Annotated in this window: 23 protein-coding genes; 19 read left to right on the forward strand and 4 right to left on the reverse strand. The window is 59.0% G+C overall.

Annotated features, from left to right (window positions below; all coding sequences use genetic code 11):
- Positions 1–39: 39 nt before the first annotated feature.
- The 4 genes from gyrB to dnaA are packed head-to-tail and all read right to left on the reverse strand — an operon-like array spanning position 40 to position 6,257.
- On the reverse strand, positions 40–2,460 hold the full coding sequence (gyrB, locus tag HU766_RS08545) for a DNA topoisomerase (ATP-hydrolyzing) subunit B (RefSeq protein ID WP_033702444.1): 2,421 nt from the start codon (positions 2,458–2,460) through the stop codon (positions 40–42).
- 4 nt (positions 2,461–2,464) lie between these two features.
- Entirely contained in the window at positions 2,465–3,568 is a 1,104-nt protein-coding gene (gene recF, locus HU766_RS08550; RefSeq protein ID WP_033702443.1) for a DNA replication/repair protein RecF, read from the reverse strand.
- 15 nt (positions 3,569–3,583) lie between these two features.
- Positions 3,584–4,687, reverse strand: coding sequence for a DNA polymerase III subunit beta (gene dnaN / locus HU766_RS08555; protein ID WP_027592068.1), 1,104 nt, complete (start codon positions 4,685–4,687; stop codon positions 3,584–3,586).
- A gap of 40 nt (positions 4,688–4,727) precedes the next feature.
- On the reverse strand, positions 4,728–6,257 hold the full coding sequence (gene dnaA, locus HU766_RS08560; protein WP_033702442.1) for a chromosomal replication initiator protein DnaA: 1,530 nt from the start codon (positions 6,255–6,257) through the stop codon (positions 4,728–4,730).
- 596 nt (positions 6,258–6,853) lie between these two features.
- On the opposite strand from dnaA, the gene rpmH reads away from it, so the two are divergent.
- From rpmH to glmU, 19 genes are all read left to right on the forward strand, one after another.
- Entirely contained in the window at positions 6,854–6,988 is a 135-nt protein-coding gene (gene rpmH, locus HU766_RS08565; protein WP_003253163.1) for a 50S ribosomal protein L34, read from the forward strand.
- A gap of 13 nt (positions 6,989–7,001) precedes the next feature.
- On the forward strand, positions 7,002–7,406 hold the full coding sequence (rnpA, locus tag HU766_RS08570) for a ribonuclease P protein component (protein ID WP_077068714.1): 405 nt from the start codon (positions 7,002–7,004) through the stop codon (positions 7,404–7,406).
- Positions 7,399–7,644 (forward strand): membrane protein insertion efficiency factor YidD, encoded by a 246-nt coding sequence (gene yidD / locus HU766_RS08575; RefSeq protein WP_015268406.1) that lies wholly within the window; start codon positions 7,399–7,401, stop codon positions 7,642–7,644. The genes rnpA and yidD overlap by 8 nt, the downstream gene beginning before the upstream one ends.
- Before the next feature lie 2 nt (positions 7,645–7,646).
- Positions 7,647–9,329 carry a membrane protein insertase YidC gene (gene yidC, locus HU766_RS08580; protein WP_033702440.1) on the forward strand — a complete coding sequence of 561 codons (1,683 nt, stop codon included), beginning with the start codon at positions 7,647–7,649 and terminating at the stop codon, positions 9,327–9,329.
- A gap of 83 nt (positions 9,330–9,412) precedes the next feature.
- Entirely contained in the window at positions 9,413–10,783 is a 1,371-nt protein-coding gene (mnmE, locus tag HU766_RS08585) for a tRNA uridine-5-carboxymethylaminomethyl(34) synthesis GTPase MnmE (protein ID WP_186655452.1), read from the forward strand.
- 534 nt (positions 10,784–11,317) lie between these two features.
- The gene (gene mnmG / locus HU766_RS08590) at positions 11,318–13,210 is read left to right on the forward strand and encodes a tRNA uridine-5-carboxymethylaminomethyl(34) synthesis enzyme MnmG (RefSeq protein WP_186655455.1); all 1,893 of its coding nucleotides are present in this window, start codon (positions 11,318–11,320) and stop codon (positions 13,208–13,210) included.
- Complete coding sequence (gene rsmG / locus HU766_RS08595) at positions 13,207–13,857, forward strand: 16S rRNA (guanine(527)-N(7))-methyltransferase RsmG (RefSeq protein WP_033702438.1); 651 nt, start codon at positions 13,207–13,209, stop codon at positions 13,855–13,857. The genes mnmG and rsmG overlap by 4 nt, the downstream gene beginning before the upstream one ends.
- Positions 13,858–13,875: 18 nt before the next feature.
- Positions 13,876–14,667 (forward strand): ParA family protein, encoded by a 792-nt coding sequence (locus tag HU766_RS08600; protein WP_027592075.1) that lies wholly within the window; start codon positions 13,876–13,878, stop codon positions 14,665–14,667.
- 9 nt (positions 14,668–14,676) lie between these two features.
- The gene (locus HU766_RS08605) at positions 14,677–15,549 is read left to right on the forward strand and encodes a ParB/RepB/Spo0J family partition protein (RefSeq protein WP_033702437.1); all 873 of its coding nucleotides are present in this window, start codon (positions 14,677–14,679) and stop codon (positions 15,547–15,549) included.
- 149 nt (positions 15,550–15,698) lie between these two features.
- Complete coding sequence (locus HU766_RS08610; RefSeq protein ID WP_033702436.1) at positions 15,699–16,106, forward strand: F0F1 ATP synthase subunit I; 408 nt, start codon at positions 15,699–15,701, stop codon at positions 16,104–16,106.
- Between the two features lie 16 nt (positions 16,107–16,122).
- Positions 16,123–16,992: a F0F1 ATP synthase subunit A gene (gene atpB / locus HU766_RS08615; RefSeq protein WP_033702435.1), complete on the forward strand. Its 870-nt coding sequence runs from the start codon at positions 16,123–16,125 to the stop codon at positions 16,990–16,992.
- 142 nt (positions 16,993–17,134) lie between these two features.
- The gene (gene atpE / locus HU766_RS08620) at positions 17,135–17,392 is read left to right on the forward strand and encodes a F0F1 ATP synthase subunit C (RefSeq protein WP_003097235.1); all 258 of its coding nucleotides are present in this window, start codon (positions 17,135–17,137) and stop codon (positions 17,390–17,392) included.
- Between the two features lie 58 nt (positions 17,393–17,450).
- On the forward strand, positions 17,451–17,921 hold the full coding sequence (locus tag HU766_RS08625) for a F0F1 ATP synthase subunit B (protein ID WP_003260032.1): 471 nt from the start codon (positions 17,451–17,453) through the stop codon (positions 17,919–17,921).
- Positions 17,922–17,933: 12 nt separating this feature from the next.
- Positions 17,934–18,470 carry a F0F1 ATP synthase subunit delta gene (locus tag HU766_RS08630; RefSeq protein WP_003253191.1) on the forward strand — a complete coding sequence of 179 codons (537 nt, stop codon included), beginning with the start codon at positions 17,934–17,936 and terminating at the stop codon, positions 18,468–18,470.
- A gap of 21 nt (positions 18,471–18,491) precedes the next feature.
- Positions 18,492–20,036, forward strand: a complete 1,545-nt coding sequence (gene atpA, locus HU766_RS08635; protein WP_012274911.1) for a F0F1 ATP synthase subunit alpha — start codon at positions 18,492–18,494, stop codon at positions 20,034–20,036.
- Between the two features lie 48 nt (positions 20,037–20,084).
- A complete protein-coding gene (gene atpG / locus HU766_RS08640; protein WP_033702434.1) occupies positions 20,085–20,945 on the forward strand; it encodes a F0F1 ATP synthase subunit gamma in 861 nt (286 codons plus the stop codon).
- 27 nt (positions 20,946–20,972) lie between these two features.
- Positions 20,973–22,349: a F0F1 ATP synthase subunit beta gene (gene atpD / locus HU766_RS08645; protein ID WP_016489910.1), complete on the forward strand. Its 1,377-nt coding sequence runs from the start codon at positions 20,973–20,975 to the stop codon at positions 22,347–22,349.
- Between the two features lie 43 nt (positions 22,350–22,392).
- On the forward strand, positions 22,393–22,812 hold the full coding sequence (locus HU766_RS08650) for a F0F1 ATP synthase subunit epsilon (protein WP_033702433.1): 420 nt from the start codon (positions 22,393–22,395) through the stop codon (positions 22,810–22,812).
- Positions 22,813–22,934: 122 nt separating this feature from the next.
- Positions 22,935–24,302, forward strand: a complete 1,368-nt coding sequence (gene glmU, locus HU766_RS08655) for a bifunctional UDP-N-acetylglucosamine diphosphorylase/glucosamine-1-phosphate N-acetyltransferase GlmU (RefSeq protein WP_033702432.1) — start codon at positions 22,935–22,937, stop codon at positions 24,300–24,302.
- Positions 24,303–24,497 lie beyond the last annotated feature (195 nt).

Here is a 24,497-nt window from a genome sequence, read left to right on the forward strand (position 1 = left end):
GCTTGCGCGGGCTTTTTTATGGCGGTTGTCTGAACCTGATCAGAAGTCCAGGTTCGACACCGACAACGCATTGCTTTCGATGAACTCGCGGCGAGGCTCCACCGCGTCACCCATCAGGGTGTTGAAGATCTGATCGGCAGCGATCGCGTCTTCGATAGTGACCTTGAGCATGCGGCGCACGGTTGGGTCCATGGTGGTTTCCCACAGCTGGTCCGGGTTCATCTCACCCAGCCCTTTGTATCGCTGGATGGTGTGGCGCTTGGTGCTCTCGTTCATCAGCCAGTCCAGGCCTTCCTTGAACTCGACAATCGCCTTGCGACGCTCACCGCGCTTAACATAGGCACCTTCACCCAGCAGGCTGGACAGCTTGGCACCGATGTTGACCACGGTACGGTAGTCGTTGCTGCCGAAGAAATCGCGGTTGAACGTGATGTAGCTGGCCAGACCGTGCGAGGTGATTTCCACTTCCGGCAGCCAGACATTGCGCTCTTTGTCTTCGCGAAGGCTGGCATTGTAAGCCAGGCCCGACTTCTGGGTATTGCTCAGACGCTCCTGGAACTTGGCCAGCCAGGCCTGCATCACAGCGTGGTCGCCCAACTGCTCCAGGGTGACTTCCGGCAGGTAGATGAAGTGCTCGGTCAGCTCCTGTGGGTAGAGGCGCGACAAACGCTTGAGGGTCTTCATCACCCCACGGAACTCGTTCACCAGGCTTTCCAGTTGTACACCGGAAACCGCTGGCGCCGACTCGTCCAGGTGCAGGCTGGCATCTTCCAGGGCCGATTGGGTCATGTATTCTTCCATGGCCTCGTCGTCCTTGATGTACTGCTCCTGCTTGCCTTTCTTCACCTTGTACAACGGTGGCTGGGCAATATAGATATAGCCACGCTCGACCAGCTCAGGCAGCTGACGGAAGAAGAAGGTCAGCAACAAGGTACGGATGTGCGAACCGTCAACGTCAGCATCGGTCATGATGATGATGTTGTGATAACGCAGCTTGTCGATGTTGTACTCTTCGCGACCGATACCACAGCCCAGCGCAGTGATCAGCGTGCCGACCTCCTGGGACGAGATCATCTTGTCGAAACGAGCCTTCTCGACGTTGAGGATCTTGCCCTTCAGCGGCAGGATAGCCTGGGTGCGACGGTTTCGACCTTGCTTGGCCGAACCACCTGCGGAGTCACCCTCCACCAGGTACAGTTCGGAAAGGGCAGGGTCCTTTTCCTGGCAGTCAGCCAACTTGCCAGGCAGGCCAGCGATGTCCAGTGCGCCTTTACGGCGAGTCATCTCACGCGCCTTGCGCGCCGCTTCACGCGCTCGGGCAGCGTCGATCATCTTGCCGACAACAGCTTTGGCTTCGTTCGGGTTTTCCAGCAGGAAGTCCGAGAAGTACTTGTTCATCTCCTGTTCCACGGCAGTCTTCACTTCCGAGGAGACCAGCTTGTCCTTGGTCTGGGAGCTGAACTTGGGGTCCGGGACTTTGACCGAGATGATCGCGGTCAAGCCTTCACGGGCGTCGTCGCCGGTGGTTGCGACCTTGTTCTTCTTGGCCAGGCCTTCCTGCTCGATGTAGCTGTTCAGGCTACGGGTCAGCGAAGAACGGAAGCCCACCAGGTGAGTACCGCCATCACGCTGCGGAATGTTGTTGGTGAAGCACAACAGGTTCTCGTTGAAGCTGTCGTTCCACTGCAGGGCGACTTCAACGCCCACACCATCTTCACGCTGAACACTGAAGTGGAACACCTGGGTGTTAACCGGCGTCTTGTTGGTGTTCAGGTACTCGACGAACGCCCGCAGGCCACCTTCGTACTTGAAGAACTCTTCCTTACCGCTGCGTTCATCCTTGAGCAGAATGCCGACGCCCGAGTTAAGGAACGACAGCTCACGGATCCGCTTGGCCAGGATATCCCAGCTGAAGTGGATGTTTTTGAACGTCTCAGCCGAAGGCTTGAAATGGATGTGGGTACCGGTCGTTTCGCTGTCACCGACAATCGCCATCGGTGCCTGCGGGACACCATGAACGTAGGTCTGCTCCCAGATCTTGCCGCTGCGACGTACTGTCAGCACCAGCTTTTCGGACAGAGCGTTCACTACAGAAACACCCACGCCGTGCAGGCCGCCAGATACTTTGTACGAGTTGTCGTCGAACTTACCGCCGGCGTGCAGCACGGTCATGATGACCTCCGCTGCGGAAACGCCTTCTTCTTTGTGCACATCAACCGGAATGCCGCGACCGTTGTCGCGCACGCTGATGGATTCATCCGTGTGGATGATGACGGTGATGTCATCGCAATGACCGGCGAGGGCTTCGTCGATCGAGTTGTCGACCACTTCGAAGACCATGTGGTGCAGGCCGCTACCATCATCGGTGTCGCCAATGTACATGCCGGGACGCTTGCGTACGGCATCCAAACCTTTCAGCACCTTGATGCTGGAGGAGTCGTACGTTTGATTTTCGCTCATGCCTTCACTCCCGATGGTCGTGGGTCTGGGTGATACAGCCTTGTTCCACGTGGAACAAAGCAACTGGCGTTTCCGTCTGCCAGCCTTCCCTCAGTAATTCGTGATCTACACAGGTGATGAACACCTGGCAGCGTAATTCTTCAAGCAAGCGGCACAATGCGCGGCGGTGTTGCTCGTCCAGTTCTGACGGCAAATCATCCACGAGATAAATACAGTGACCGCGGCGAGCCTGACTGACGAGGTGCCCTTGGGCAATGCGTAGCGCACACACCACAAGTTTCTGCTGCCCTCGCGACAGAATGTCGGCTGCGTTGTTGGCAGCCAATCGAAGTCGTAGATCAGCACGCTGCGGACCGGCCTGGGTATGGCCCATCTGCTGATCACGAAGGAGAGAGGAGGCGAGTACTTCGTTGAGTTCCCGGTCCTTGTCCCAGCCTCGGTAATAGCTCAGGGTCAACCCGTCAAGCTCGACCAGTTCGCTCAGGGTTCGCTCGAAGACGGGCTTCAAGGCCATGATGTAGTTGCGACGGTATTCATCTATTTCCGCGCTGGCCAGGCACAATTCCCGGTCCCAGGCGGCTTGCGAAGCTGGGTCAAGTGTACCATGCCGCAACCACGAGTTTCGCTGCCTGAGCGCCTTCTGCAGGCGCTGCCAGGCAGGCAAAAACCGAGGTTCCACGTGGAACACTCCCCAATCCAGGAACTGGCGGCGAATTTTCGGGGCGCCCTCCAGCAACCTGAAACTGTCTGGGTTGATCAGCTGCAATGGCAACAGTTCGGCCAACTGCGCAGCACTTTTGGCATTCTGCCCGTCGATGCGAATTGTGAATTCGCCTTGCCGTTCCCGAGATACCCCCAGGTTGCTGGTGCCTCCCGACGTCAACTCGACCTCGCCAAACACGGTGCACGCTGGCTGCTCGTATTGGATGACGGGGTTAAGACGCGTACTGCGGAAGGACCGCGCCAGCCCAAGCAGGTGCACAGCTTCAAGCACACTGGTCTTGCCGCTGCCATTAGCACCGTAGAGGATGTTGATGCGGGGAGAAGGTGAGAGGGTCACCGGGTGCAGGTTGCGCACCGCGGTGACCATGATACGTCGAAGGGACATTCGCTCTGCTACAGGTTACAGACGCATCGGCATGACAACGTAGGACGAATCATCATTGCCAGCCTCCTGCAGCAGCGCACTGCTGTTGGAGTCGGACAGAATCAGACGCACCTGCTCGGTTGTCATGACGCCCAGCACGTCCAGCAGGTAGCTGACGTTGAAGCCGATTTCCAGCGCGCTGCCGTTATAGTCGACGCTGATTTCTTCTTCAGCTTCTTCCTGTTCCGGGTTATTGGCCTGAATCTTCAATTGGCCAGCGGCCAGTTGCAGGCGAATACCGCGGTACTTCTCGTTGGACAGGATAGCGGTACGGCTGAAGGCCTCACGCAGTGCCTGACGATCACCCACCACCAGTTTGTCGCCACCCTTGGGCAATACGCGCTCGTAGTCAGGGAATTTGCCGTCCACCAGCTTGGAGGTGAAGGTGAATTCGCCGGTGGTCGCGCGGATATGATGCTGCCCCAGGACGATACTGACCATGCCTTCAGGGTCGGTCAGCAGACGCGCCAGCTCAAGGATACCTTTGCGCGGCACGATGACCTGATGGCGATCATCCTGCTCGATGGGGGCACTCATCGAGCACAGTGCCAGGCGGTGACCATCGGTAGACACCGCACGCAAGGTATTACGCGATACCTCCAACAGCATGCCGTTGAGGTAGTAGCGAACATCTTGCTGGGCCATGGCGAAGCTGGTGCGCTCGATCAGGCGGCGCAGCTTGCTCTGCTCCAGGTTGCAGGTCAGCGAGCCCGGGCCTTCTTCCACAGTCGGGAAGTCGTTGGCAGGCAGGGTCGACAGGGTAAAGCGGCTGCGGCCGGCCTTGACCAACAGTTTTTGCTCGTCGACCTTGATATCGATCAGGACGTCGTTCGGCAGGCTTTTGCAGATGTCCATCAGCTTGCGCGCCGGGACAGTGATTTCGCCAGGCTCGGCTGGCTCTTCAAGTTGCACGCGGCCTACCAGTTCGACTTCCAGGTCGGTACCGGTCAACGACAGCTGCTGGCCTTGCACAACCAGCAATACGTTAGACAGGACCGGCAAGGTCTGACGGCGCTCGACGACACCGGCGACCAGTTGCAGGGGTTTCAACAGGGCTTCGCGTTGAATGGTGAAATGCATGGTCTAGTCCCTTGCCTTCAATTAGCTGCGCAGACGGCCATCAGGTCGTCAGCGTCCGCAGCAGGTTCTTGTAGTCCTCGCGGATGTCCGCGTCGGATTCCTTCAGTTCGTTGATCTTGCGGCAGGCGTGCAGCACGGTCGTGTGGTCGCGACCACCAAACATGTCGCCGATCTCCGGCAGACTGTGGTTGGTCAGCTCCTTCGACAGGGCCATGGCCACCTGCCGCGGCCGCGCGACAGAGCGCGAGCGCCGTTTGGACAACAGATCGGAGATCTTGATCTTGTAGTACTCGGCCACGGTGCGCTGGATGTTATCCACACTGACCAATTTGTCCTGCAGTGCCAGCAGATCCTTCAGCGATTCGCGAATCAGTTCGATGGTGATGTCGCGGCCCATGAAGTGCGAGTGAGCAATCACCCGCTTCAGTGCCCCTTCAAGTTCACGGACGTTGGAACGGATGCGCTGGGCAATGAAGAAGGCTGCGTCATGGGGCAGCTCGACTTTGGCCTGGTCGGCCTTCTTCATCAGGATCGCCACACGGGTTTCCAGCTCTGGCGGCTCGACTGCAACGGTCAGGCCCCAGCCGAAGCGGGACTTCAGGCGTTCTTCCAGGCCTTCGATTTCTTTCGGGTAGCGGTCGGAGGTGAGGATCACCTGCTGGCCGCCCTCGAGCAGGGCGTTGAAGGTGTGGAAAAACTCTTCCTGCGAGCGCTCCTTGCGGGCGAAGAACTGGATATCGTCGATCAGCAGCGCATCGACCGAGCGATAGAAGCGCTTGAATTCGTTGATGGCATTGAGCTGCAGCGCCTTGACCATGTCGGCGACGAAACGCTCCGAGTGCAGGTAGACCACCTTGGCATTCGGGTTTTTCTTCAGCAGGTGGTTACCCACAGCATGCATCAAGTGGGTTTTGCCCAGGCCGACGCCGCCATAAAGGAAGAGCGGGTTGTAGCCATGCTTGGGGTTGTCGGCGACCTGCCAGGCGGCCGCACGCGCCAGCTGGTTCGACTTACCTTCGACGAACGTGTCGAAGGTGAACGTGCGGTTCAGGTAACTGGTGTGCTTGAGCGCGCCTTCAACCTGAACGGTGCGCTGTTCGGTACGGGTGCTGGTAGCCGGCACCGGCGCAGGCTCGGCCATGGCATCGAAGCTGTCGCGCGACGACGGCTCAGCCACCTCGTTGACCAGCACAGGCTCTACCGGTGCAGCGGCAGGTTCTGCCGACACAACAGCGGGCGCAGCCTTGTGTACCTGGGTCTGCGCCAGCGAAGCAGCCACAGCGGCACTGACAGGCGCATTGGGGGCGGCACGCGGCGCCGAACTGCGACGGCTGCCTATTAATAAGGAAAGGGCAGGTGCAATGCCGCTGCCGTTTTCACCCAACAGCTCGAGCAGACGACCCAGGTACTTTTCATTGACCCAATCGAGAACGAAACGGTTAGGCGCATAGACGCGCAACTCGTCGCCTTCGGCTTCGACCTGTAGCGGACGGATCCAGGTGTTGAATTGCTGGGCAGGCAGTTCATCGCGCAGAAGCTCCACGCACTGCTGCCAAAGTTCCACTGACACGGATATCCCCTGAGTTTGAAAGCCGGATGAGGCAAAAGCAAACCGCCATTGTACCGGTCGAGCGATCAGTTATCCACATGTGGATACGTTAGGAGTCATGGCAAAACAGCCATTTATCGACCAAAACGTCTTTATACAGCTGTGCATAAACCTTGTGGATAACCGCACCTGAGGGCTATGCACAACCCTGGGTCGAGATCTGTGGATAATTCGACTGTGGATAAAGCGTGTTTTTATACACAGATTCTACGCAGGCGCAGCACAAGCGCAGCACCGGATACCGACAGGGTTTCAAAACTCTGTACAGACTGATTTTCCTGGGCTGTAGAACGTTATCCACAGAAAGTTATCCACTTAAGATTTATAAGTTCTTTAAGAAAGCTTTTTAAATGTCTCTTCTTTTTTATCATGTTATCCACGGTGGGGGGATCCCGAATGGCTCGTGTCTGGGCAACCGCTGGCCGAGCAAACGCATCACGCCGTCTATAAGGAATGACTGGTTGGAAATTGACCTATTGCCTTGCTTTCTCTAGAATCGCCGGTCTCTTAAAAAGGGGGCCATCCCGGCCGTCGTCGACAAACCCAGGTAACACGCCATGAAACGTACTTTCCAACCAAGCACCATCAAGCGCGCGCGCACTCACGGTTTCCGTGCTCGTATGGCTACCAAGAACGGCCGCGCTGTTCTGTCGCGTCGTCGTGCCAAAGGCCGTAAGCGTCTGGCCATTTGATTTTTCGGCACAGGTGGTGAGTCAGGACTTCAGTCGGGAAAAGCGACTGCTTACACCCCGACATTTCAAAGCGGTCTTCGACTCCCCAACCGGCAAGGTTCCAGGGAAAAACCTGCTGATCCTTGCTCGCGAGAACGGCCTCGATCATCCACGCCTTGGCCTGGTGATTGGCAAGAAGAGCGTCAAGCTCGCCGTTCAACGCAATCGCCTCAAGCGCTTGATGCGCGATTCCTTTCGTCTGAACCAGCAGATACTCGCTGGCCTGGACATCGTGATCGTCGCGCGCAAGGGATTGGGTGAGGTAGAAAACCCGGAATTGCATCAACACTTTGGCAAGCTCTGGAAACGCCTGGCGCGCAGCCGGCCATCTCCAGCAGTTAGCGCCGATTCCGCAGGGGTAGACAGCCAAGATGCGTAAACTGGCACTCGTTCCGATCCAGTTTTACCGTTATGCCATCAGTCCACTGATGGCCAATCACTGTCGTTTCTTCCCCAGCTGCTCCTGTTACGCTTACGAAGCCATCGAAAACCATGGCCTCTGGCGTGGTGGGTGGCTGGCCGTTCGTCGCCTGGGGCGTTGTCATCCGTGGAACGACGGCGGTTTCGACCCCGTTCCACCCGCTCCTTCCTCCCGAACTTCTTCGATAGCCGAGTAATCATGGATATTAAACGCACGATCCTGATCGCCGCGCTGGCAGTCGTGTCCTACGTCATGGTCCTGAAGTGGAACGATGACTACGGCCAAGCTGCCCTGCCGACTCAGAATACTGCTGCCAGCACTGTTGCTCCGGGCTTGCCCGATGGCGTGCCGGCCGGTAACAACGGTGCCAGCGCCGATGTACCGAGCGCCAACGCCGAATCGAGCCCTGCCGAACTGGCACCGGTCGCACTCAGCAAGGATCTGGTCCGGGTCAAGACTGATGTTCTGGAACTGGCTATCGACCCGGTCGGTGGTGACATCGTCCAGCTGAACCTGCCGAAGTACCCACGCCGTCAGGACCACCCGAACATTCCGTTCCAGCTGTTCGACAATGGCGGCGAGCGTGTGTACCTGGCCCAGAGCGGCCTGACCGGCGCCAACGGCCCGGACGCCCGTTCCACTGGTCGCCCGCTGTACGCGGCCGAGCAGCGCAGCTACCAGCTGGCCGATGGCCAGGAACAACTGGTGGTCGACCTGAAGTTCAGCGACAACGGTGTGAACTACATCAAGCGCTTCAGCTTCAAGCGTGGTGAGTACGACCTGACTGTCAGCTACCTGATCGACAACCAGAGCGCACAGCCCTGGAGCGGCAACATGTTTGCCCAGCTCAAGCGTGACGCCAGTGGCGATCCGTCTTCGAGCACGGCAACCGGCACCGCCACCTACCTGGGCGCCGCCCTGTGGACAGCTGCCGAGCCGTACAAGAAAGTGTCGATGAAAGACATCGACAAAGGTAGTTTGAAAGAAAATGTGTCCGGCGGCTGGGTCGCCTGGCTGCAGCACTACTTCGTAACCGCCTGGATCCCGGCCAAGTCGGACAACAACGTTGTCCAAACCCGCAAGGACAGCCAAGGCAACTACATCATCGGTTACACCGGCCCGGCCATCAGCGTACCTGCTGGCGGCAAGGTCGAAACCAGCGCCATGCTGTACGCCGGCCCGAAGATCCAGTCCAAGCTCAAGGAGTTGTCCCCAGGCCTGGAACTGACCGTCGACTACGGCTTCCTGTGGTTCATTGCCCAGCCGATCTTCTGGCTGCTGCAACATATCCACAGCCTGCTGGGTAACTGGGGCTGGTCGATCATCGTGCTGACCATGCTGATCAAAGGCCTGTTCTTCCCGCTGTCGGCTGCCAGCTACCGCTCGATGGCGCGCATGCGTGCCGTGGCGCCAAAGCTTGCCGCGCTGAAGGAACGCTTCGGCGATGATCGCCAGAAGATGTCCCAGGCGATGATGGAGCTGTACAAGAAAGAGAAGATCAACCCGCTGGGTGGCTGCTTGCCGATCCTGGTACAGATGCCGGTATTCCTGGCCCTGTACTGGGTACTGCTGGAAAGCGTCGAGATGCGCCAGGCCCCATGGATGCTGTGGATCACTGACCTGTCGATCAAGGATCCGTTCTTCATCCTGCCGATCATCATGGGCGCCACCATGTTCATTCAGCAGCGTCTGAACCCGACGCCGCCGGATCCGATGCAGGCGAAGGTCATGAAAATGATGCCAATCATCTTCACCTTCTTCTTCCTGTGGTTCCCGGCTGGTCTGGTGCTGTACTGGGTTGTGAACAACTGCTTGTCGATTTCCCAGCAGTGGTACATCACCCGCCGTATCGAAGCAGCGAGCAAGAAAGCTGCTGCTTGACGGGCTGCTAGTCTGTGAATAAAAACGCCCCCTAGTGGGGCGTTTTTGCTATCTGTCGTTTTTTGTCGTAGAGGCTTTCGAGCATGAACACTGTGCGTGAGACCATCGCCGCCATCGCTACCGCCCAGGGCCGCGGAGGCGTGGGCATTGTCAGGTTGTCCGGCCCGTTGGCTGCCCAGGCAGGCCAGCTCATCACCGGCCGTACCCTGACGCCTCGCCACGCCCATTACGGGCCGTTTCGCGATGACCAGGGCCTGGTGCTGGACGAAGGCATCGCCTTGTACTTCCCAGGGCCCAACTCGTTCACCGGTGAAGATGTGCTCGAGCTCCAGGGGCATGGCGGGCCTGTGGTCCTGGACATGCTGCTGCAGCGCTGTGTACAACTCGGTTGCCGGCTGGCCCGCCCGGGTGAGTTCAGCGAGCGTGCGTTTCTCAACGACAAGCTCGACCTGGCACAAGCCGAGGCGATCGCCGACCTTATCGAGGCCAGCTCCAGCCAGGCGGCGCGCAATGCCTTGCGCTCGCTGCAGGGGGAGTTCTCCAAGCGTGTGCACAGCCTCACCGAGGCGCTGATCGCCTTGCGCATCTACGTGGAGGCGGCGATCGACTTCCCGGAGGAGGAGATCGACTTCCTCGCCGATGGCCACGTGCTGTCGATGCTGGATACCGTGCGCAGCGAGTTGTCCACAGTACAACGCGAAGCCGGGCAGGGCGCGCTGCTGCGCGATGGTATGACGGTGGTGATCGCCGGCCGCCCGAATGCGGGTAAATCCAGCCTGCTGAACCGCCTTGCCGGTCGCGAAGCGGCCATCGTTACCGACATCGCCGGCACCACCCGGGACATCCTGCGTGAACATATCCACATCGACGGCATGCCGTTGCACGTGGTGGACACCGCTGGCCTGCGTGATACCGATGACCATGTGGAAAAGATAGGTGTCGAGCGGGCGCTCAAGGCCATTGGCGAAGCTGATCGTGTATTGCTGGTGGTCGACTCCACGGCACCCGAAGCCAGCGATCCCTTCGCCCTCTGGCCGGAGTTCCTCGATCAGCGCCCGGACCCTGGCAACGTCACGTTGATCCGTAACAAGGCCGACCTCAGCGGTGAAGCCGTGGGCCTGGAGCAGTGTGACGACGGCCATGTGACCATCACCCTCAGCGCCAAGGATGACGATAGCGGCTTGCAGCTGCTGCGTGACCACCTCAAGGCCTGCATGGGCTACGAACAGACTGCAGAGAGCGGTTTCAGTGCCCGCCGGCGCCACCTGGATGCCCTGCGACAGGCCAGCGATCACCTGGAGCATGGCCGTGCGCAGCTGACCCTGGCTGGCGCCGGTGAACTGCTGGCAGAGGACCTGCGCCAGGCTCAGCACGCCCTGGGAGAGATCACAGGGGCGTTCAGCTCGGATGACCTGCTGGGGCGTATCTTCTCCAGTTTCTGCATCGGCAAGTAATCCACAGGCCTTCACAAGGCCATTGGCGACACCAGGCCGCTCCTTCGGGAGCGGTTTTTTTTTGCTCGTCAGTCACCTCACTGGCTGTGCGTTGGCCAAGAAGGCCGTCCAGATCCTGGTTTTTTTCATCCACAGGTGAAAATAGGTGCGCCTGTACCCTGGGGATAACCCACCTTCAGGTCTCTTGATAACCCACTCTTTTTCTTGAGGAAAAACCGGCCTGTGGGTAAATAGGCATTTAATCCACAGGTTAAATGACGTTATCCATAGCCCTCATGGCACTTGAATAACAGGGTTTAATTTCTCTGTACACAGCGCCAGATAAGGCCTGTGTAACCTTATCCACAGAAAGGTGTGTGCATAAGAATAAACATAAAAACAAAGCTTTTTAAATTCTTATTCTTTGATTTCTGTTGTTTGCCACTCATCCACAGCCTGATCAAATTTTGCGCAAACGGTTCCTTTGCAAGGGGGTAAGTCCCTATACTTGTCGGCTTACCTTCTCTATTCGCAAAAACAGGCACGAGGTGCGTGGTGGATTTCCCTTCCCGTTTTGAAGTGATCGTCATCGGCGGCGGCCATGCCGGTACCGAGGCTGCGCTTGCGTCTGCACGCATGGGTGTCAAAACCCTGCTGCTGACCCACAACGTGGAAACCCTCGGTCACATGAGCTGCAACCCCGCGATTGGCGGTATTGGCAAAAGCCATCTGGTCAAAGAGATCGATGCGCTCGGCGGCGCCATGGCGCTGGCCACCGACAAGAGCGGCATTCAGTTCCGCGTGTTGAACAACCGCAAAGGCCCGGCCGTACGCGCCACCCGAGCGCAAGCTGACCGCGCCATCTACAAGGCAGTGGTTCGCGAAATCCTGGAAAACCAGCCAAACCTGTGGATATTCCAGCAGTCCTGCGACGACCTGATCGTCGAACAGGACCAGGTCAAAGGCGTGGTAACCCAGATGGGCCTGCGGTTCTTCGCCGAATCCGTGGTGCTGACTACCGGTACCTTCCTCGGTGGGCTTATCCACATCGGGTTGCAAAACCATTCCGGCGGCCGCGCCGGCGATCCGCCCTCGATCGCGCTGGCACACCGCATGCGTGAACTGCCGCTGCGCGTCGGCCGCCTGAAAACCGGTACCCCGCCACGTATCGATGGCCGCTCGGTGGACTTCTCGGTGATGACCGAACAACCGGGCGACACACCGATCCCGGTCATGTCGTTCATGGGCAATGCCCAGATGCACCCGCGCCAGGTGAGCTGCTGGATCACCCACACCAACGCACGTACCCACGAGATCATCGCTTCGAACCTCGACCGTTCGCCGATGTACTCTGGTGTGATCGAAGGCGTCGGCCCGCGCTACTGCCCGTCGATCGAAGACAAGATCCATCGCTTCGCCGACAAGGAAAGCCACCAGGTGTTCATCGAGCCGGAAGGCCTGACCACCCATGAGCTGTACCCCAACGGTATTTCGACTTCGCTGCCGTTCGATGTGCAGCTGGAGCTGGTGCGTTCGATCCGCGGCATGGAAAACGCCCACATCGTGCGCCCGGGTTATGCCATCGAGTACGACTACTTCGACCCGCGTGACCTGAAGTACAGCCTCGAGACCAAAGTCATCGGCGGCCTGTTCTTCGCCGGCCAGATCAACGGCACCACCGGTTACGAAGAAGCCGGTGCGCAAGGCCTGCTGGCCGGTACCAACGCTGCACTGCGCGCGCAAGGCCGCGAAAGCTGGTGCCCGCGCCGCGACGAGGCGTACATCGGCGTACTGGTCGACGACCTGATCACCCTGGGTACCCAGGAGCCGTACCGCATGTTCACCTCGCGTGCCGAATACCGGCTGATCCTGCGCGAGGACAACGCCGACCTGCGTCTGACCGAGAAAGGCCGTGAACTGGGCCTGATCGATGACCAGCGTTGGGCGGCGTTCTGCACCAAGCGTGATGGCATCGAGCGTGAGGAACAGCGCCTCAAGTCGACCTGGATTCGCCCTAATACCCCGCAGGGGCAGGCGGTTGTGGATAAGTTCGGTACGCCGTTGAGCCACGAATACAGCCTGCTCAACCTGTTGGCACGGCCAGAAGTGGATTACGCCGGCCTGATCGAGGCTACCGGGGGGGATGCCATCGACCCACAGGTTGCCGAACAGGTCGAGATCAAGACCAAGTACGCGGGCTACATCGACCGCCAGCAGGACGAGATCGCCCGTCTGCGCGCCAGTGAAGATACCCGCCTGCCTGTGGATATCGACTACACCACGATTTCCGGCCTGTCCAAGGAGATCCAGGGCAAGCTCGGCCAGACCCGTCCCGAGACGCTGGGCCAGGCTTCGCGTATTCCTGGTGTGACGCCAGCGGCCATTTCGCTGCTGCTGATTCATCTGAAAAAACGCGGCGCAGGCCGCGAATTGGAGCAAAGCGCTTGAGTTCCCTGGTCACCCCGCAACACGCCGAAGAATTGTCCACAGGCGCGCGCCAGCTCGGCATCGAGCTGAGCGCGCAGCAGCACACGATGCTACTGGGCTACCTGGCCCTGTTGATCAAATGGAACAAGGCCTACAACCTCACTGCCGTGCGCGATCCGGACGAGATGGTTTCCCGGCACCTGCTCGACAGCCTCAGCGTCATGTCGTTTATCCACAGCGAGCGCGATAACTGGCTGGATGTCGGCAGCGGGGGTGGCATGCCGGGCATTCCCTTGGCTATCCTGCACCCGCACAAGCGGGTGACGGTGCTGGACAGCAACGGCAAGAAGACCCGCTTCCTGACCCAGGTGAAAATGGAGCTCAAGCTGGACAACCTGCAGGTTATCCACAGCCGGGTTGAAGCCTTCAAACCGGCGCAACCGTTCAGCGGAATCATCTCGCGTGCCTTCAGCAGCATGGAGAACTTCACCAACTGGACCCGCCATCTGGGCGACACCGGGACGCAATGGCTTGCAATGAAGGGGCTGCATCCTGCCGATGAACTGGTAGCATTGCCCGCAGACTTCACAGTGGAAAGCGAGCAGGCCCTGACCGTTCCAGGTTGCCAGGGCCAGCGCCATCTGCTGATACTGCGCCGCAAGGCATGACTGGGAACACGCGCATCAATGGCTAAGGTATTCGCAATCGCGAACCAGAAAGGTGGTGTGGGCAAGACCACCACCTGTATCAATCTCGCGGCATCGCTGGCCGCGACCAAACGTCGTGTGCTGCTGATCGACCTCGATCCGCAAGGCAACGCCACCATGGGCAGCGGTGTCGACAAGCACGAGCTCGAGCACTCGGTATACGACTTGCTGATCGGGGAATGCGACCTGGCTCAGGCCATGCATTACTCCGAGCACGGTGGTTTCCAGCTGTTGCCGGCCAACCGTGACCTGACCGCCGCCGAAGTGGTGCTGCTGGAAATGCAGGTCAAGGAAAGCCGCCTGCGCAACGCCCTGGCGCCGATCCGCGAGAACTACGACTTCATTCTCATCGACTGCCCGCCGTCGTTGTCGATGCTGACCCTCAACGCGTTGGTGGCTTCCGATGGGGTGATCATCCCCATGCAGTGCGAGTACTACGCACTGGAAGGCCTCAGCGACCTTGTGGATAACATCAAGCGCATCGCCGCCCGGCTGAACCCGGAGCTGAAGATCGAAGGCCTGCTGCGGACCATGTTCGATCCGCGCCTGAGCCTGAACAACGATGTTTCGGCCCAGCTCAAGGAGCACTTCGGCGAGCAGCTGTATGACACGGTCATCCCGCGCAACATTCGCCTGGCCGAGGCCCCGAGCTTCGGCATGCCGGCCCTGGCCTACGACAAGCAGTCGCGTGGTGCGCTGGCTTATCTGGCCCTGGCCGGGGAACTGGTGCGCCGTCAGCGCCGTCCATCACGCACTGCACAAACAACTTAAGGAATCCGTATGGCCGTTAAGAAACGAGGTCTCGGACGTGGGTTGGATGCTCTGCTCAGTGGTCCTTCCGTCAGCGCGCTCGAAGAGCAGGCTGTCAAGATCGACCAGAAGGAACTGCAACACCTGCCGGTCGAGCTGATCCAGCGTGGCAAGTACCAGCCGCGTCGCGACATGGACCCGGTGGCGCTGGAAGAACTCGCGCACTCGATTCGCACCCATGGCGTGATGCAGCCGATCGTGGTTCGCCCGGTGGGCGACAACCGCTACGAGATCATCGCCGGTGAGCGCCGCTGGCGCGCCACCCAGCAGGCTGGCCTGGACACCGTGCCGGCCATGGTCCGCGAAGTGGCGGACGAGGCGGCCATCGCCATGGCGCTGATCGAGAACATCCAGCGCGAAGACCTCAACCCGCTGGAAGAGGCCCTCGCCCTGCAGCGCCTGCAGCAGGAGTTCGAACTGACCCAGCAGCAGGTGGCCGATGCCATTGGCAAGTCGCGGGTTACCGTGGCCAACCTGTTGCGCCTGATCACGCTGCCTGAAGCGATCAAGACCATGCTCGCCCATGGCGACCTGGAGATGGGTCATGCTCGCGCTTTGCTCGGCCTTGAAGAGAATCGTCAGGAGGAGGGGGCGCGTCATGTTGTCGCACGTGGCCTCACCGTGCGCCAAACCGAGGCACTGGTACGTCAGTGGCTCAGTGACAAGCCTGATCCGGTCGAACCGAGCAAACCTGATCCGGATATCGCACGCCTTGAACAGCGGCTCGCAGAGCGCCTGGGCTCGGCCGTGCAGATCCGTCATGGGAACAAGGGCAAAGGGCAGTTGGTTATTCGCTATAACTCGCTTGACGAGTTGCAAGGCGTCCTTGCTCACATCCGCTGAAACAATTCCTGTTGTAGCGCGCAGTCGGAAATCACTACCGAAGAGTTGAATAGGGGTTAATCCACCCCTATACTCTGCGCGCATTTTGTCGGCACAAATTATGCCAAGTCATAGCTGACTTGTTGGTCGACTTCCGAGGAGCAGTTGTGATGGAAATCCGCACGCCAAACCGCTTGCCTTTCCATCGCTGGGCGGTTTTTCCGGTACTGTTGACTCAATGTGTAGTACTTCTGCTGGCAACCTTGGTGGTGTGGCAGTGGAAAGGGGCGGTCAGTGGATATTCAGGTCTCTGCGGAGGTTTGATTGCCTGGCTACCCAATGTGTATTTCGCCTGGAAGGCGTTTCGCTTTAGCGGAGCCCGGGCAGCGCAGGCCATCGTCAAGTCGTTCTACGCTGGCGAGGCAGGCAAAATGATTTTGACGGCAGTGCTGTTTGCATTGACCTTCGCAGGAGTGAAGCCATTGGCGCCGTTAGCAGTATTCGGCGTCTTCCTGCTGACCCTAATGGTCAGCTGGTTCGCGCCACTGCTAATGAATAAAAGACTTTCGAGACCTTAGGGCGTTTGAGGCAACCATGGCAGCAGAAACCGCTTCGGGCTATATCCAGCACCACTTGCAGAACCTGACCTACGGTCAACTACCAGACGGCAGCTGGGGCTTTGCCCATTCGGCTGCAGAAGCCAAGGCAATGGGCTTCTGGGCGTTCCACCTGGACACCCTGGGTTGGTCCGTTGCGCTGGGTCTGATCTTCCTGTTCATCTTCCGCATGGCGGCGAAGAAGGCGACCTCCGGCCAACCCGGCGGCCTGCAGAACTTCGTCGAAGTGATGGTCGACTTCGTCAACGGCAGCGTGAAGGACTCCTTCCACGGCCGTAGCCCGGTGATCGCTCCGCTGGCACTGACCATCTTCGTCTGGGTATTCCTGATGAACGCCGTCGACCTGGTACCGGTCGACTGGATTCCTCAGCTGGCCATCCTGATCTCCGGTGATCCGCACATTCCGTTCCGCGCCGTGTCGACCACCGACCCGAACGCGACCCTGGCCATGGCCTTCAGCGTGTTCGCCCTGATCATCTTCTACAGCATCAAGGTCAAGGGCCTGGGCGGCTTCATCGGTGAGCTGACCCTGCACCCGTTCGGCAGCAAGAACATCTTCGTTCAAGCCCTGCTGATCCCGGTGAACTTCCTGCTGGAATTCGTCACCCTGATCGCCAAGCCGATCTCGCTGGCACTGCGTCTGTTCGGCAACATGTACGCCGGTGAGCTGGTGTTCATCCTGATCGCCGTCATGTTCGGCTCGGGCCTGCTGTGGCTGAGCGGCCTGGGTGTGGTGCTGCAATGGGCGTGGGCTGTGTTCCACATCCTGATCATCACCCTGCAAGCTTTCATCTTCATGATGCTGACCATCGTCTACCTGTCGATGGCGCACGAAGATAACCATTAAGACCGCCTGGCGTGTCTGATAGCCTTCCCCGCCGGTACGGGGGGAGGGCTTAAAAAGTCCGCAAGGGCAGCTGTACTCACGATTTGTTTTACCGCTTCAAACTAAAAACCTAACCAATACGACGTAAAAGTCGGGAGGAAAGATGGAAACTGTAGTTGGTCTGACCGCTATCGCTGTTGCTCTGCTGATCGGCCTGGGTGCTCTGGGTACCGCCATTGGTTTCGGCCTGCTGGGCGGCAAATTCCTGGAAGGCGCTGCTCGTCAACCAGAAATGGTTCCGATGCTGCAGGTCAAAATGTTCATCGTTGCCGGTCTGCTCGACGCCGTAACCATGATCGGTGTTGGTATTGCTCTGTTCTTCACCTTCGCGAACCCCTTCGTTGGTCAGATCGCCGGCTAATCACTCGTCACAACGAGTTGATGTGCTGTGATGAATTAAGACCGAGCGAGGTGTTGGCGTGAACATTAATGCAACCCTGATTGGCCAATCCGTTGCTTTCCTGATTTTTGTACTCTTCTGCATGAAGTACGTATGGCCTCCGGTCATCACTGCTCTGCAAGAGCGTCAAAAGAAGATTGCCGACGGCTTGGACGCTGCCAACCGCGCAGCTCGCGACCTGGAGCTGGCCCAAGAGAAAGCGGGTCAGCAACTGCGTGAAGCTAAAGCACAGGCAGCCGAAATCATTGAGCAAAGCAAGAAACGCGCTGCTCAGCTTGTCGAGGAAGCCCGTGATCAGGCCCGCGTCGAAGCTGACCGTGTGAAGGCTCAGGCTCTGGCCGAGATCGAACAGGAACTGAACAGCGCTAAAGACGCCCTGCGTGCCCAAGTGGGTGCCCTGGCCGTTGGCGGTGCTGAAAAGATCCTTGGCGCCACAATCGATCAAAACGCGCATGCGGAGCTGGTTAACAAACTGGCCGCTGAAATTTAAGCGAGGGCGATCATGGCAGAACTGACCACGTTGGCCCGACCTTACGCTAAGGCTGCCTTTGAGCATGCCCAGGCCCATCAGCAACTGGCCAATTGGTCAGCCATGCTCGGCCTGGCTGCTGCGGTGTCGCAAGACGACACCATGCAGCGCCTGCTCAAGGCCCCGCGACTGACGAGCGCAGAAAAGGCCGCCACGTTCATTGACGTGTGCGGTGACAAGTTCAATGCACAGGCACAGAATTTCATTCATGTTGCCGCGGAAAACGACCGTCTCCTGCTTCTGCCGGAGATTGCCGCTCTGTTCGACCTGTACAAGGCCGAGCAAGAGAAATCCGTGGACGTGGAAGTCACCAGTGCCTTCGCGTTGAACCAAGAACAGCAAGACAAACTCGCCAAGGTTCTCAGTGCACGGTTAGGCCAGGAAGTGCGCCTGCACGCGTCGGAGGATGCCAGCCTGATTGGCGGCGTCGTCATCCGCGCTGGTGACCTGGTAATCGATGGCTCTGTTCGCGGCAAAATCGCGAAACTGGCCGAAGCATTGAAATCTTGAGTTTGAAGGGGCAGCAGAGCAATGCAGCAACTCAATCCTTCCGAAATTAGTGAAATCATCAAGGGCCGCATCGACAACCTCGATGTGAGCTCCCAAGCCCGTAACGAAGGTACCGTCGTTTCGGTTTCCGACGGTATCGTGCGGATCCACGGTCTGGCCGACGTCATGTACGGCGAAATGATCGAGTTCCCTGGCGGCGTCTACGGCATGGCCCTGAACCTGGAGCAAGACTCCGTAGGTGCAGTGATCCTGGGTGCCTACGACACCCTCGCCGAAGGCATGAGCGCCAAGTGCACCGGCCGCATCCTGGAAGTTCCAGTTGGTAAGGAACTGCTGGGTCGCGTCGTCGACGCACTGGGCAACCCGATCGACGGCAAAGGTCCACTGGGCAACACCCAGACCGACGCGGTCGAGAAAGTTGCTCCAGGCGTGATCTGGCGTAAGTCGGTAGACCAGCCTGTACAGACTGGCTACAAATCTGTCGACGCCATGATCCCTGTCGGCCGTGGCCAGCGTGAGCTGATCATCGGTGACCGTCAGATCGGCAAGACCGCCATGGCCATCGACGCCATCATCAACCAGAAAGACTCCGGTATTTTCTGTGTTTATGTTGCTGTCGGCCAGAAGCGTTCCACCGTCGCCAACATCGTTCGCAAGCTGGAAGAAAACGGCGCCCTGGCCAACACCATCGTGGTTGTTGCCAGTGCTTCGGAATCCGCCGCACTGCAATTCCTGGCGCCATACGCCGGTTGCACCATGGGCGAGTTCTTCCGTGACCGCGGTGAAGACGCACTGATCGTTTACGATGACCTGTCCAAGCAGGCTGTTGCCTACCGTCAGATCTCCCTGCTGCTGCGCCGTCCACCAGGACGCGAAGCATACCCAGGCGACGTGTTCTATCTCCACTCCCGTCTGCTGGAGCGTGCATCGCGCGTTTCGGAAGAGTACGTCGAGAAGTTCACCAACGGTGCTGTGACTGGCAAAACCGGTTCCCTGACCGCGCTGCCGATCATCGAAACCCAGGCTGGCGACGTTTCCGCGTTCGTTCCGACCAACGTGATCTCGATCACCGACGGTCAGATCTTCCTGGAATCGGCCATGTTCAACTCGGGCATCCGCCCTGCAGTGAACGCCGGTGTTTCGGTATCCCGCGTAGGTGGTGCCGCTCAGACCAAGATCATCAAGAAGCTGTCCGGTGGTATTCGTACCGCGCTGGCTCAGTACCGTGAACTGGCTGCATTCGCCCAGTTCGCGTCCGATCTGGACGAAGCGACCCGCAAGCAGCTGGAGCATGGTCAGCGCGTTACCGAGCTGATGAAGCAGAAGCAGTACGCGCCGATGTCCATCGCGGACATGGCCCTGTCGCTGTACGCCGCTGAGCGTGGCTTCCTGACCGACGTAGAAGTCTCCAAGATCGGCAGCTTCGAGCAAGCACTGATCGCCTTCTTCAACCGTGATCACGCTGAACTGATGGCGAAGATCAACGTGAAGGGTGACTTCAACGACGAAATCGACGCAGGCCTGAAAGCCGGTATCGAGAAGTTCAAGGCCACCCAGACCTGGTAAGCCGCAGCGGGGGCCCTGGCCCCCGCTTGCTAACCTGATAGGTGATACATGGCAGGCGCAAAAGAGATTCGCAGTAAGATTGCGAGCATCAAAAGCACGCAAAAAATTACCAGCGCCATGGAGAAAGTGGCGGTCAGCAAGATGCGCAGGGCACAAATGCGCATGGCTGCTAGCCGTCCTTACGCGGAGCGTATCCGCCAGGTGATCGGTCATCTGGCCAACGCCAACCCGGAATACCGCCACCCGTTCATGATCGAGCGCCCTGTAAAGCGCGCCGGTTATATCGTGGTGAGCAGTGACCGTGGTCTGTGCGGTGGCTTGAATACCAACCTGTTCAAGGCCCTGGTCAAGGACATGAGCGCAAACCGCGAACAGGGCGTGGAAATCGACCTGTGCGTGATTGGCAGCAAGGGTGCGACTTTCTTCCGCATCTTTGGCGGTAACGTCGTAGCAGCGATCAGCCACTTGGGCGAAGAGCCATCGATCAACGATCTGATCGGCTCCGTCAAAGTGATGCTGGACGCCTACATGGACGGCCGTATCGATCGCCTCTCGGTGGTTTCGAACAAGTTCATCAACACCATGACCCAGAAGCCAACGGTCGAGCAATTGGTACCGTTGGTGGCAACCCCGGATCAGGAACTCAAGCACCACTGGGACTACCTGTACGAACCCGACGCAAAAGAGCTGCTGGACGGCTTGATGGTGCGTTACGTGGAGTCGCAGGTATACCAGGCGGTGGTCGAGAACAACGCTGCTGAACAAGCGGCCCGGATGATCGCCATGAAGAACGCCACAGACAACGCCGGTGATTTGATCAAAGAGCTTCAGTTGATCTACAACAAGGCGCGTCAGGCTGCGATCACCCAGGAGATCTCGGAAATCGTCGGCGGCGCTGCCGCGGTTTAACGGTTCAAAAATTCAGAGGATCCAGCTATGAGTAGCGGACGTATCGTTCAAATCATCGGCGCCGTCATCGACGTGGAATTCCCACGTGACGTCGTGCCGAGTGTATACAACGCGCTGAAAGTACAAGGCGCGGAAACCACCCTCGAAGTTCAGCAGCAGCTGGGCGACGGCGTGGTTCGTACCATTGCGATGGGCTCCACCGAAGGCTTGAAGCGCGGTCTGGATGTCGTCGACACCGGTGCTGCCATTTCCGTTCCTGTTGGTAAGGCCACTCTCGGCCGTATCATGGACGTACTGGGCAACCCGATCGACGAAGCCGGCCCGATCGGTGAAGAAGAGCGTCGCGGTATCCACCAGCCAGCGCCTTCGTTCGCTGACCAGGCAGGCGGCAACGACCTGCTGGAAACCGGCATCAAGGTTATCGACCTGGTTTGCCCGTTCGCCAAGGGTGGTAAAGTTGGTCTGTTCGGTGGTGCCGGTGTCGGCAAGACCGTAAACATGATGGAACTGATCCGTAACATCGCCATGGAACACAGCGGTTACTCCGTGTTCGCTGGTGTGGGTGAGCGTACTCGTGAGGGTAACGACTTCTACCACGAGATGAAGGACTCCAACGTTCTCGACAAAGTAGCACTGGTCTACGGTCAGATGAACGAGCCACCAGGAAACCGTCTGCGCGTAGCGCTGACCGGCCTGACCATGGCTGAGAAGTTCCGTGACGAAGGTAACGACGTTCTGCTGTTCGTCGACAACATCTATCGTTACACCCTGGCCGGTACCGAAGTATCCGCACTGCTGGGCCGTATGCCTTCGGCAGTAGGTTACCAGCCGACCCTGGCTGAAGAGATGGGCGTTCTGCAAGAGCGCATCACCTCCACCAAGGAAGGTTCGATCACCTCCGTCCAGGCCGTATACGTACCTGCGGACGACTTGACCGACCCGTCGCCAGCGACCACCTTCGCCCACCTGGACGCCACCGTCGTTCTGTCCCGTGACATCGCCTCCCTGGGTATCTACCCAGCGGTCGATCCACTGGACTCGACTTCGCGCCAGCTGGACCCGAACGTGATCGGCAACGAGCACTACGACACTGCGCGTGGCGTTCAGTATGTTCTGCAGCGCTACAAAGAGCTGAAGGACATCATTGCCATCCTGGGTATGGACGAACTGTCCGAGACCGACAAGCAACTGGTAGCCCGCGCTCGTAAGATCCAGCGCTTCCTGTCGCAGCCGTTCTTCGTGGCCGAAGTCTTCACCGGTTCGCCAGGCAAGTACGTTTCCCTGAAAGACACCATCGCTGGCTTCAGCGGCATCCTCAAAGGTGACTACGACCACCTGCCAGAACAAGCGTTCTACATGGTCGGCAGCATCGACGAAGCGATCGAGAAAGCCAAGAAACTGTAATTCCTGCGCCCCGCAAGGGGCGCTATCAGGTTGAGGCAAGCAGATGGCTATGACAGTCCATTGCGATATCGTCAGCGCGGAAGGAGAAATTTTCTCCGGTCTGGTCGAGATGGTGGTTGCGCACGGTAACCTGGGTGATCTTGGTATCGCTCCAGGCCACGCGCCGCTGATCACCAATCTGAAGCCAGGTCCGATCACGCTGACCAAGCAGGGTGGCGCACAAGAGGTGTTCTACATCTCTGGTGGTTTCCTCGAGGTTCAGCCGAACATGGTCAAGGTGCTTGCCGATACCGTGCAACGTGCTGCAGACCTGGATGAAGCGCAGGCTCAGGAAGCCCTCAAGGCTGCCGAGAACGCCCTGAATACGAAAGGCGCGGACTTCGACTACGGCGCCGCCGCCGCACGTCTGGCCGAGGCCGCAGCTCAGCTGCGTACCGTCCAGCAAATGCGCAAAGGCAAGTAATCGGCCACGGCTGATGACTTCTGTTGCGATTGAGTAAAAGGGTAGCCTCGGCTACCCTTTTTCTTTTTTTGATTTTCCCCCCCCCGGTCATTTCACTGACCGCCCAGGATTGGTAGCCAGTAATGTCACTCGATATCGTTATTCTCGCCGCCGGCCAAGGTACCCGCATGCGCTCGGCGTTGCCCAAGGTACTGCACCCGGTTGCCGGCAACTCCATGCTCGGCCATGTTATCCACAGCGCGCGCCAGCTTCAGCCCCAAGGCATCCACGTGGTCATTGGCCACGGTGCCGAGCAGGTACGTGAGCGCCTGGCAGCTGACGACCTGAACTTCGTCATGCAGGACAAGCAGCTGGGTACAGGCCATGCCGTGGCTCAGGCGCTGCCGGCGTTGACCGCAGACACCGTGCTGGTGCTGTACGGCGATGTGCCGTTGATCGAAGTGGAGACCTTGCAGCGTCTGTTAGCCAAGGCCAACGACGAGCAACTGGGGCTGCTCACGGTCACCCTCGAAGACCCGACCGGCTATGGCCGTATCGTGCGTGACGAGCAGGGCAAGGTAACGGCGATCGTTGAGCACAAGGATGCCAACGACGCGCAGAAAGCGATCAAGGAAGGCAACACCGGTATTCTGGCCCTGCCTGCCGCGCGCCTGGCGGACTGGATGAGCCGTCTGTCGAACAACAATGCCCAGGGCGAGTACTACCTGACCGATGTCATTGCCATGGCGGTGTCCGACGGCCTGGTGGTGGCGACCGAGCAGCCCCATGACCCGATGGAAGTGCAGGGCGCCAACGATCGTCGCCAGCTGTCCGAGCTGGAGCGCCACTATCAGTTGCGCGCAGGCCGCCGCCTGATGGCCCAGGGTGTCACCCTGCGCGACCCGGCGCGGTTCGATGTGCGCGGTGAAGTGACCGTAGGCCGTGATGTGCTGATCGACATCAACGTGATCCTCGAAGGCCAGGTAGTGATCGAGGACGATGTAGAAATCGGCCCCAACTGCGTGATCAAGAACAGCACCCTGCGCAAGGGTGCGGTGGTCAAGGCCAACAGCCACATCGAAGGTGCGGTGATGGGCGAGGGTAGCGATGCCGGCCCGTTCGCGCGCCTGCGCCCGGGCAGCGTGCTGGATGCCAAGGCCCATGTGGGTAACTTTGTCGAACTGAAAAACGCTCACCTGGGTGAGGGCGCCAAGGCCGGCCACCTGAGCTACCTGGGCGATGCCGAAATCGGTGCGCGCACCAACATCGGTGCTGGCACCATCACCTGCAACTACGATGGCGCCAACAAGTTCAAGACGGTGATGGGCGAAGACGTGTTCATCGGCTCGAACAACTCGTTGGTGGCGCCTGTGGATATCCAGGCTGGTGCTACTACTGCGGCAGGCTCGACCATCACCCAGACTGTTGAAGCAGGGCAGCTTGCTGTGGGCCGCGCGCGTCAGCGCAACATCGACGGCTGGAAGCGGCCGGAGAAGATCAAGAAAAGCTGAGTTATACACAGTTGTTTCGATCGAAAGCCGACCTGTGTGAATGGGTCGGTTTTTTTTGGGCTGTTGGAAAGCTGGGAGGGCTTTGCCCTCCTTTCGCGACGCGAGGCCGCTCCTACAGGGATACGCGCCACCTGGAGGGTAGCGAAAGGGCCGCGTGAGCGGACGGCAACAGACTTATCCACAGTTCATGGCGCT

The sequence above is a fragment of the Pseudomonas sp. SWRI77 genome (assembly GCF_014269105.1).
GTDB classification, from domain to species: Bacteria; Pseudomonadota; Gammaproteobacteria; order Pseudomonadales; family Pseudomonadaceae; genus Aquipseudomonas; species Aquipseudomonas capeferrum.

Bases quoted from the DNA above. Each gene is read 5' to 3' on its own strand.
- gyrB (WP_033702444.1), bottom strand. From the start codon at position 2,460: ATGAGCGAAAATCAAACGTACGACTCCTCCAGCATCAAGGTGCTGAAA.
- recF (WP_033702443.1), bottom strand. From the start codon at position 3,568: ATGTCCCTTCGACGTATCATGGTCACCGCGGTGCGCAACCTGCACCCG.
- dnaN (WP_027592068.1), bottom strand. From the start codon at position 4,687: ATGCATTTCACCATTCAACGCGAAGCCCTGTTGAAACCCCTGCAACTG.
- rpmH (WP_003253163.1), top strand. From the start codon at position 6,854: ATGAAACGTACTTTCCAACCAAGCACCATCAAGCGCGCGCGCACTCAC.
- yidD (WP_015268406.1), top strand. From the start codon at position 7,399: ATGCGTAAACTGGCACTCGTTCCGATCCAGTTTTACCGTTATGCCATC.
- yidC (WP_033702440.1), top strand. From the start codon at position 7,647: ATGGATATTAAACGCACGATCCTGATCGCCGCGCTGGCAGTCGTGTCC.
- mnmE (WP_186655452.1), top strand. From the start codon at position 9,413: ATGAACACTGTGCGTGAGACCATCGCCGCCATCGCTACCGCCCAGGGC.
- HU766_RS08600 (WP_027592075.1), top strand. From the start codon at position 13,876: ATGGCTAAGGTATTCGCAATCGCGAACCAGAAAGGTGGTGTGGGCAAG.
- HU766_RS08605 (WP_033702437.1), top strand. From the start codon at position 14,677: ATGGCCGTTAAGAAACGAGGTCTCGGACGTGGGTTGGATGCTCTGCTC.
- HU766_RS08610 (WP_033702436.1), top strand. From the start codon at position 15,699: ATGGAAATCCGCACGCCAAACCGCTTGCCTTTCCATCGCTGGGCGGTT.
- atpB (WP_033702435.1), top strand. From the start codon at position 16,123: ATGGCAGCAGAAACCGCTTCGGGCTATATCCAGCACCACTTGCAGAAC.
- atpE (WP_003097235.1), top strand. From the start codon at position 17,135: ATGGAAACTGTAGTTGGTCTGACCGCTATCGCTGTTGCTCTGCTGATC.
- HU766_RS08630 (WP_003253191.1), top strand. From the start codon at position 17,934: ATGGCAGAACTGACCACGTTGGCCCGACCTTACGCTAAGGCTGCCTTT.
- atpA (WP_012274911.1), top strand. From the start codon at position 18,492: ATGCAGCAACTCAATCCTTCCGAAATTAGTGAAATCATCAAGGGCCGC.
- atpG (WP_033702434.1), top strand. From the start codon at position 20,085: ATGGCAGGCGCAAAAGAGATTCGCAGTAAGATTGCGAGCATCAAAAGC.
- atpD (WP_016489910.1), top strand. From the start codon at position 20,973: ATGAGTAGCGGACGTATCGTTCAAATCATCGGCGCCGTCATCGACGTG.
- HU766_RS08650 (WP_033702433.1), top strand. From the start codon at position 22,393: ATGGCTATGACAGTCCATTGCGATATCGTCAGCGCGGAAGGAGAAATT.
- glmU (WP_033702432.1), top strand. From the start codon at position 22,935: ATGTCACTCGATATCGTTATTCTCGCCGCCGGCCAAGGTACCCGCATG.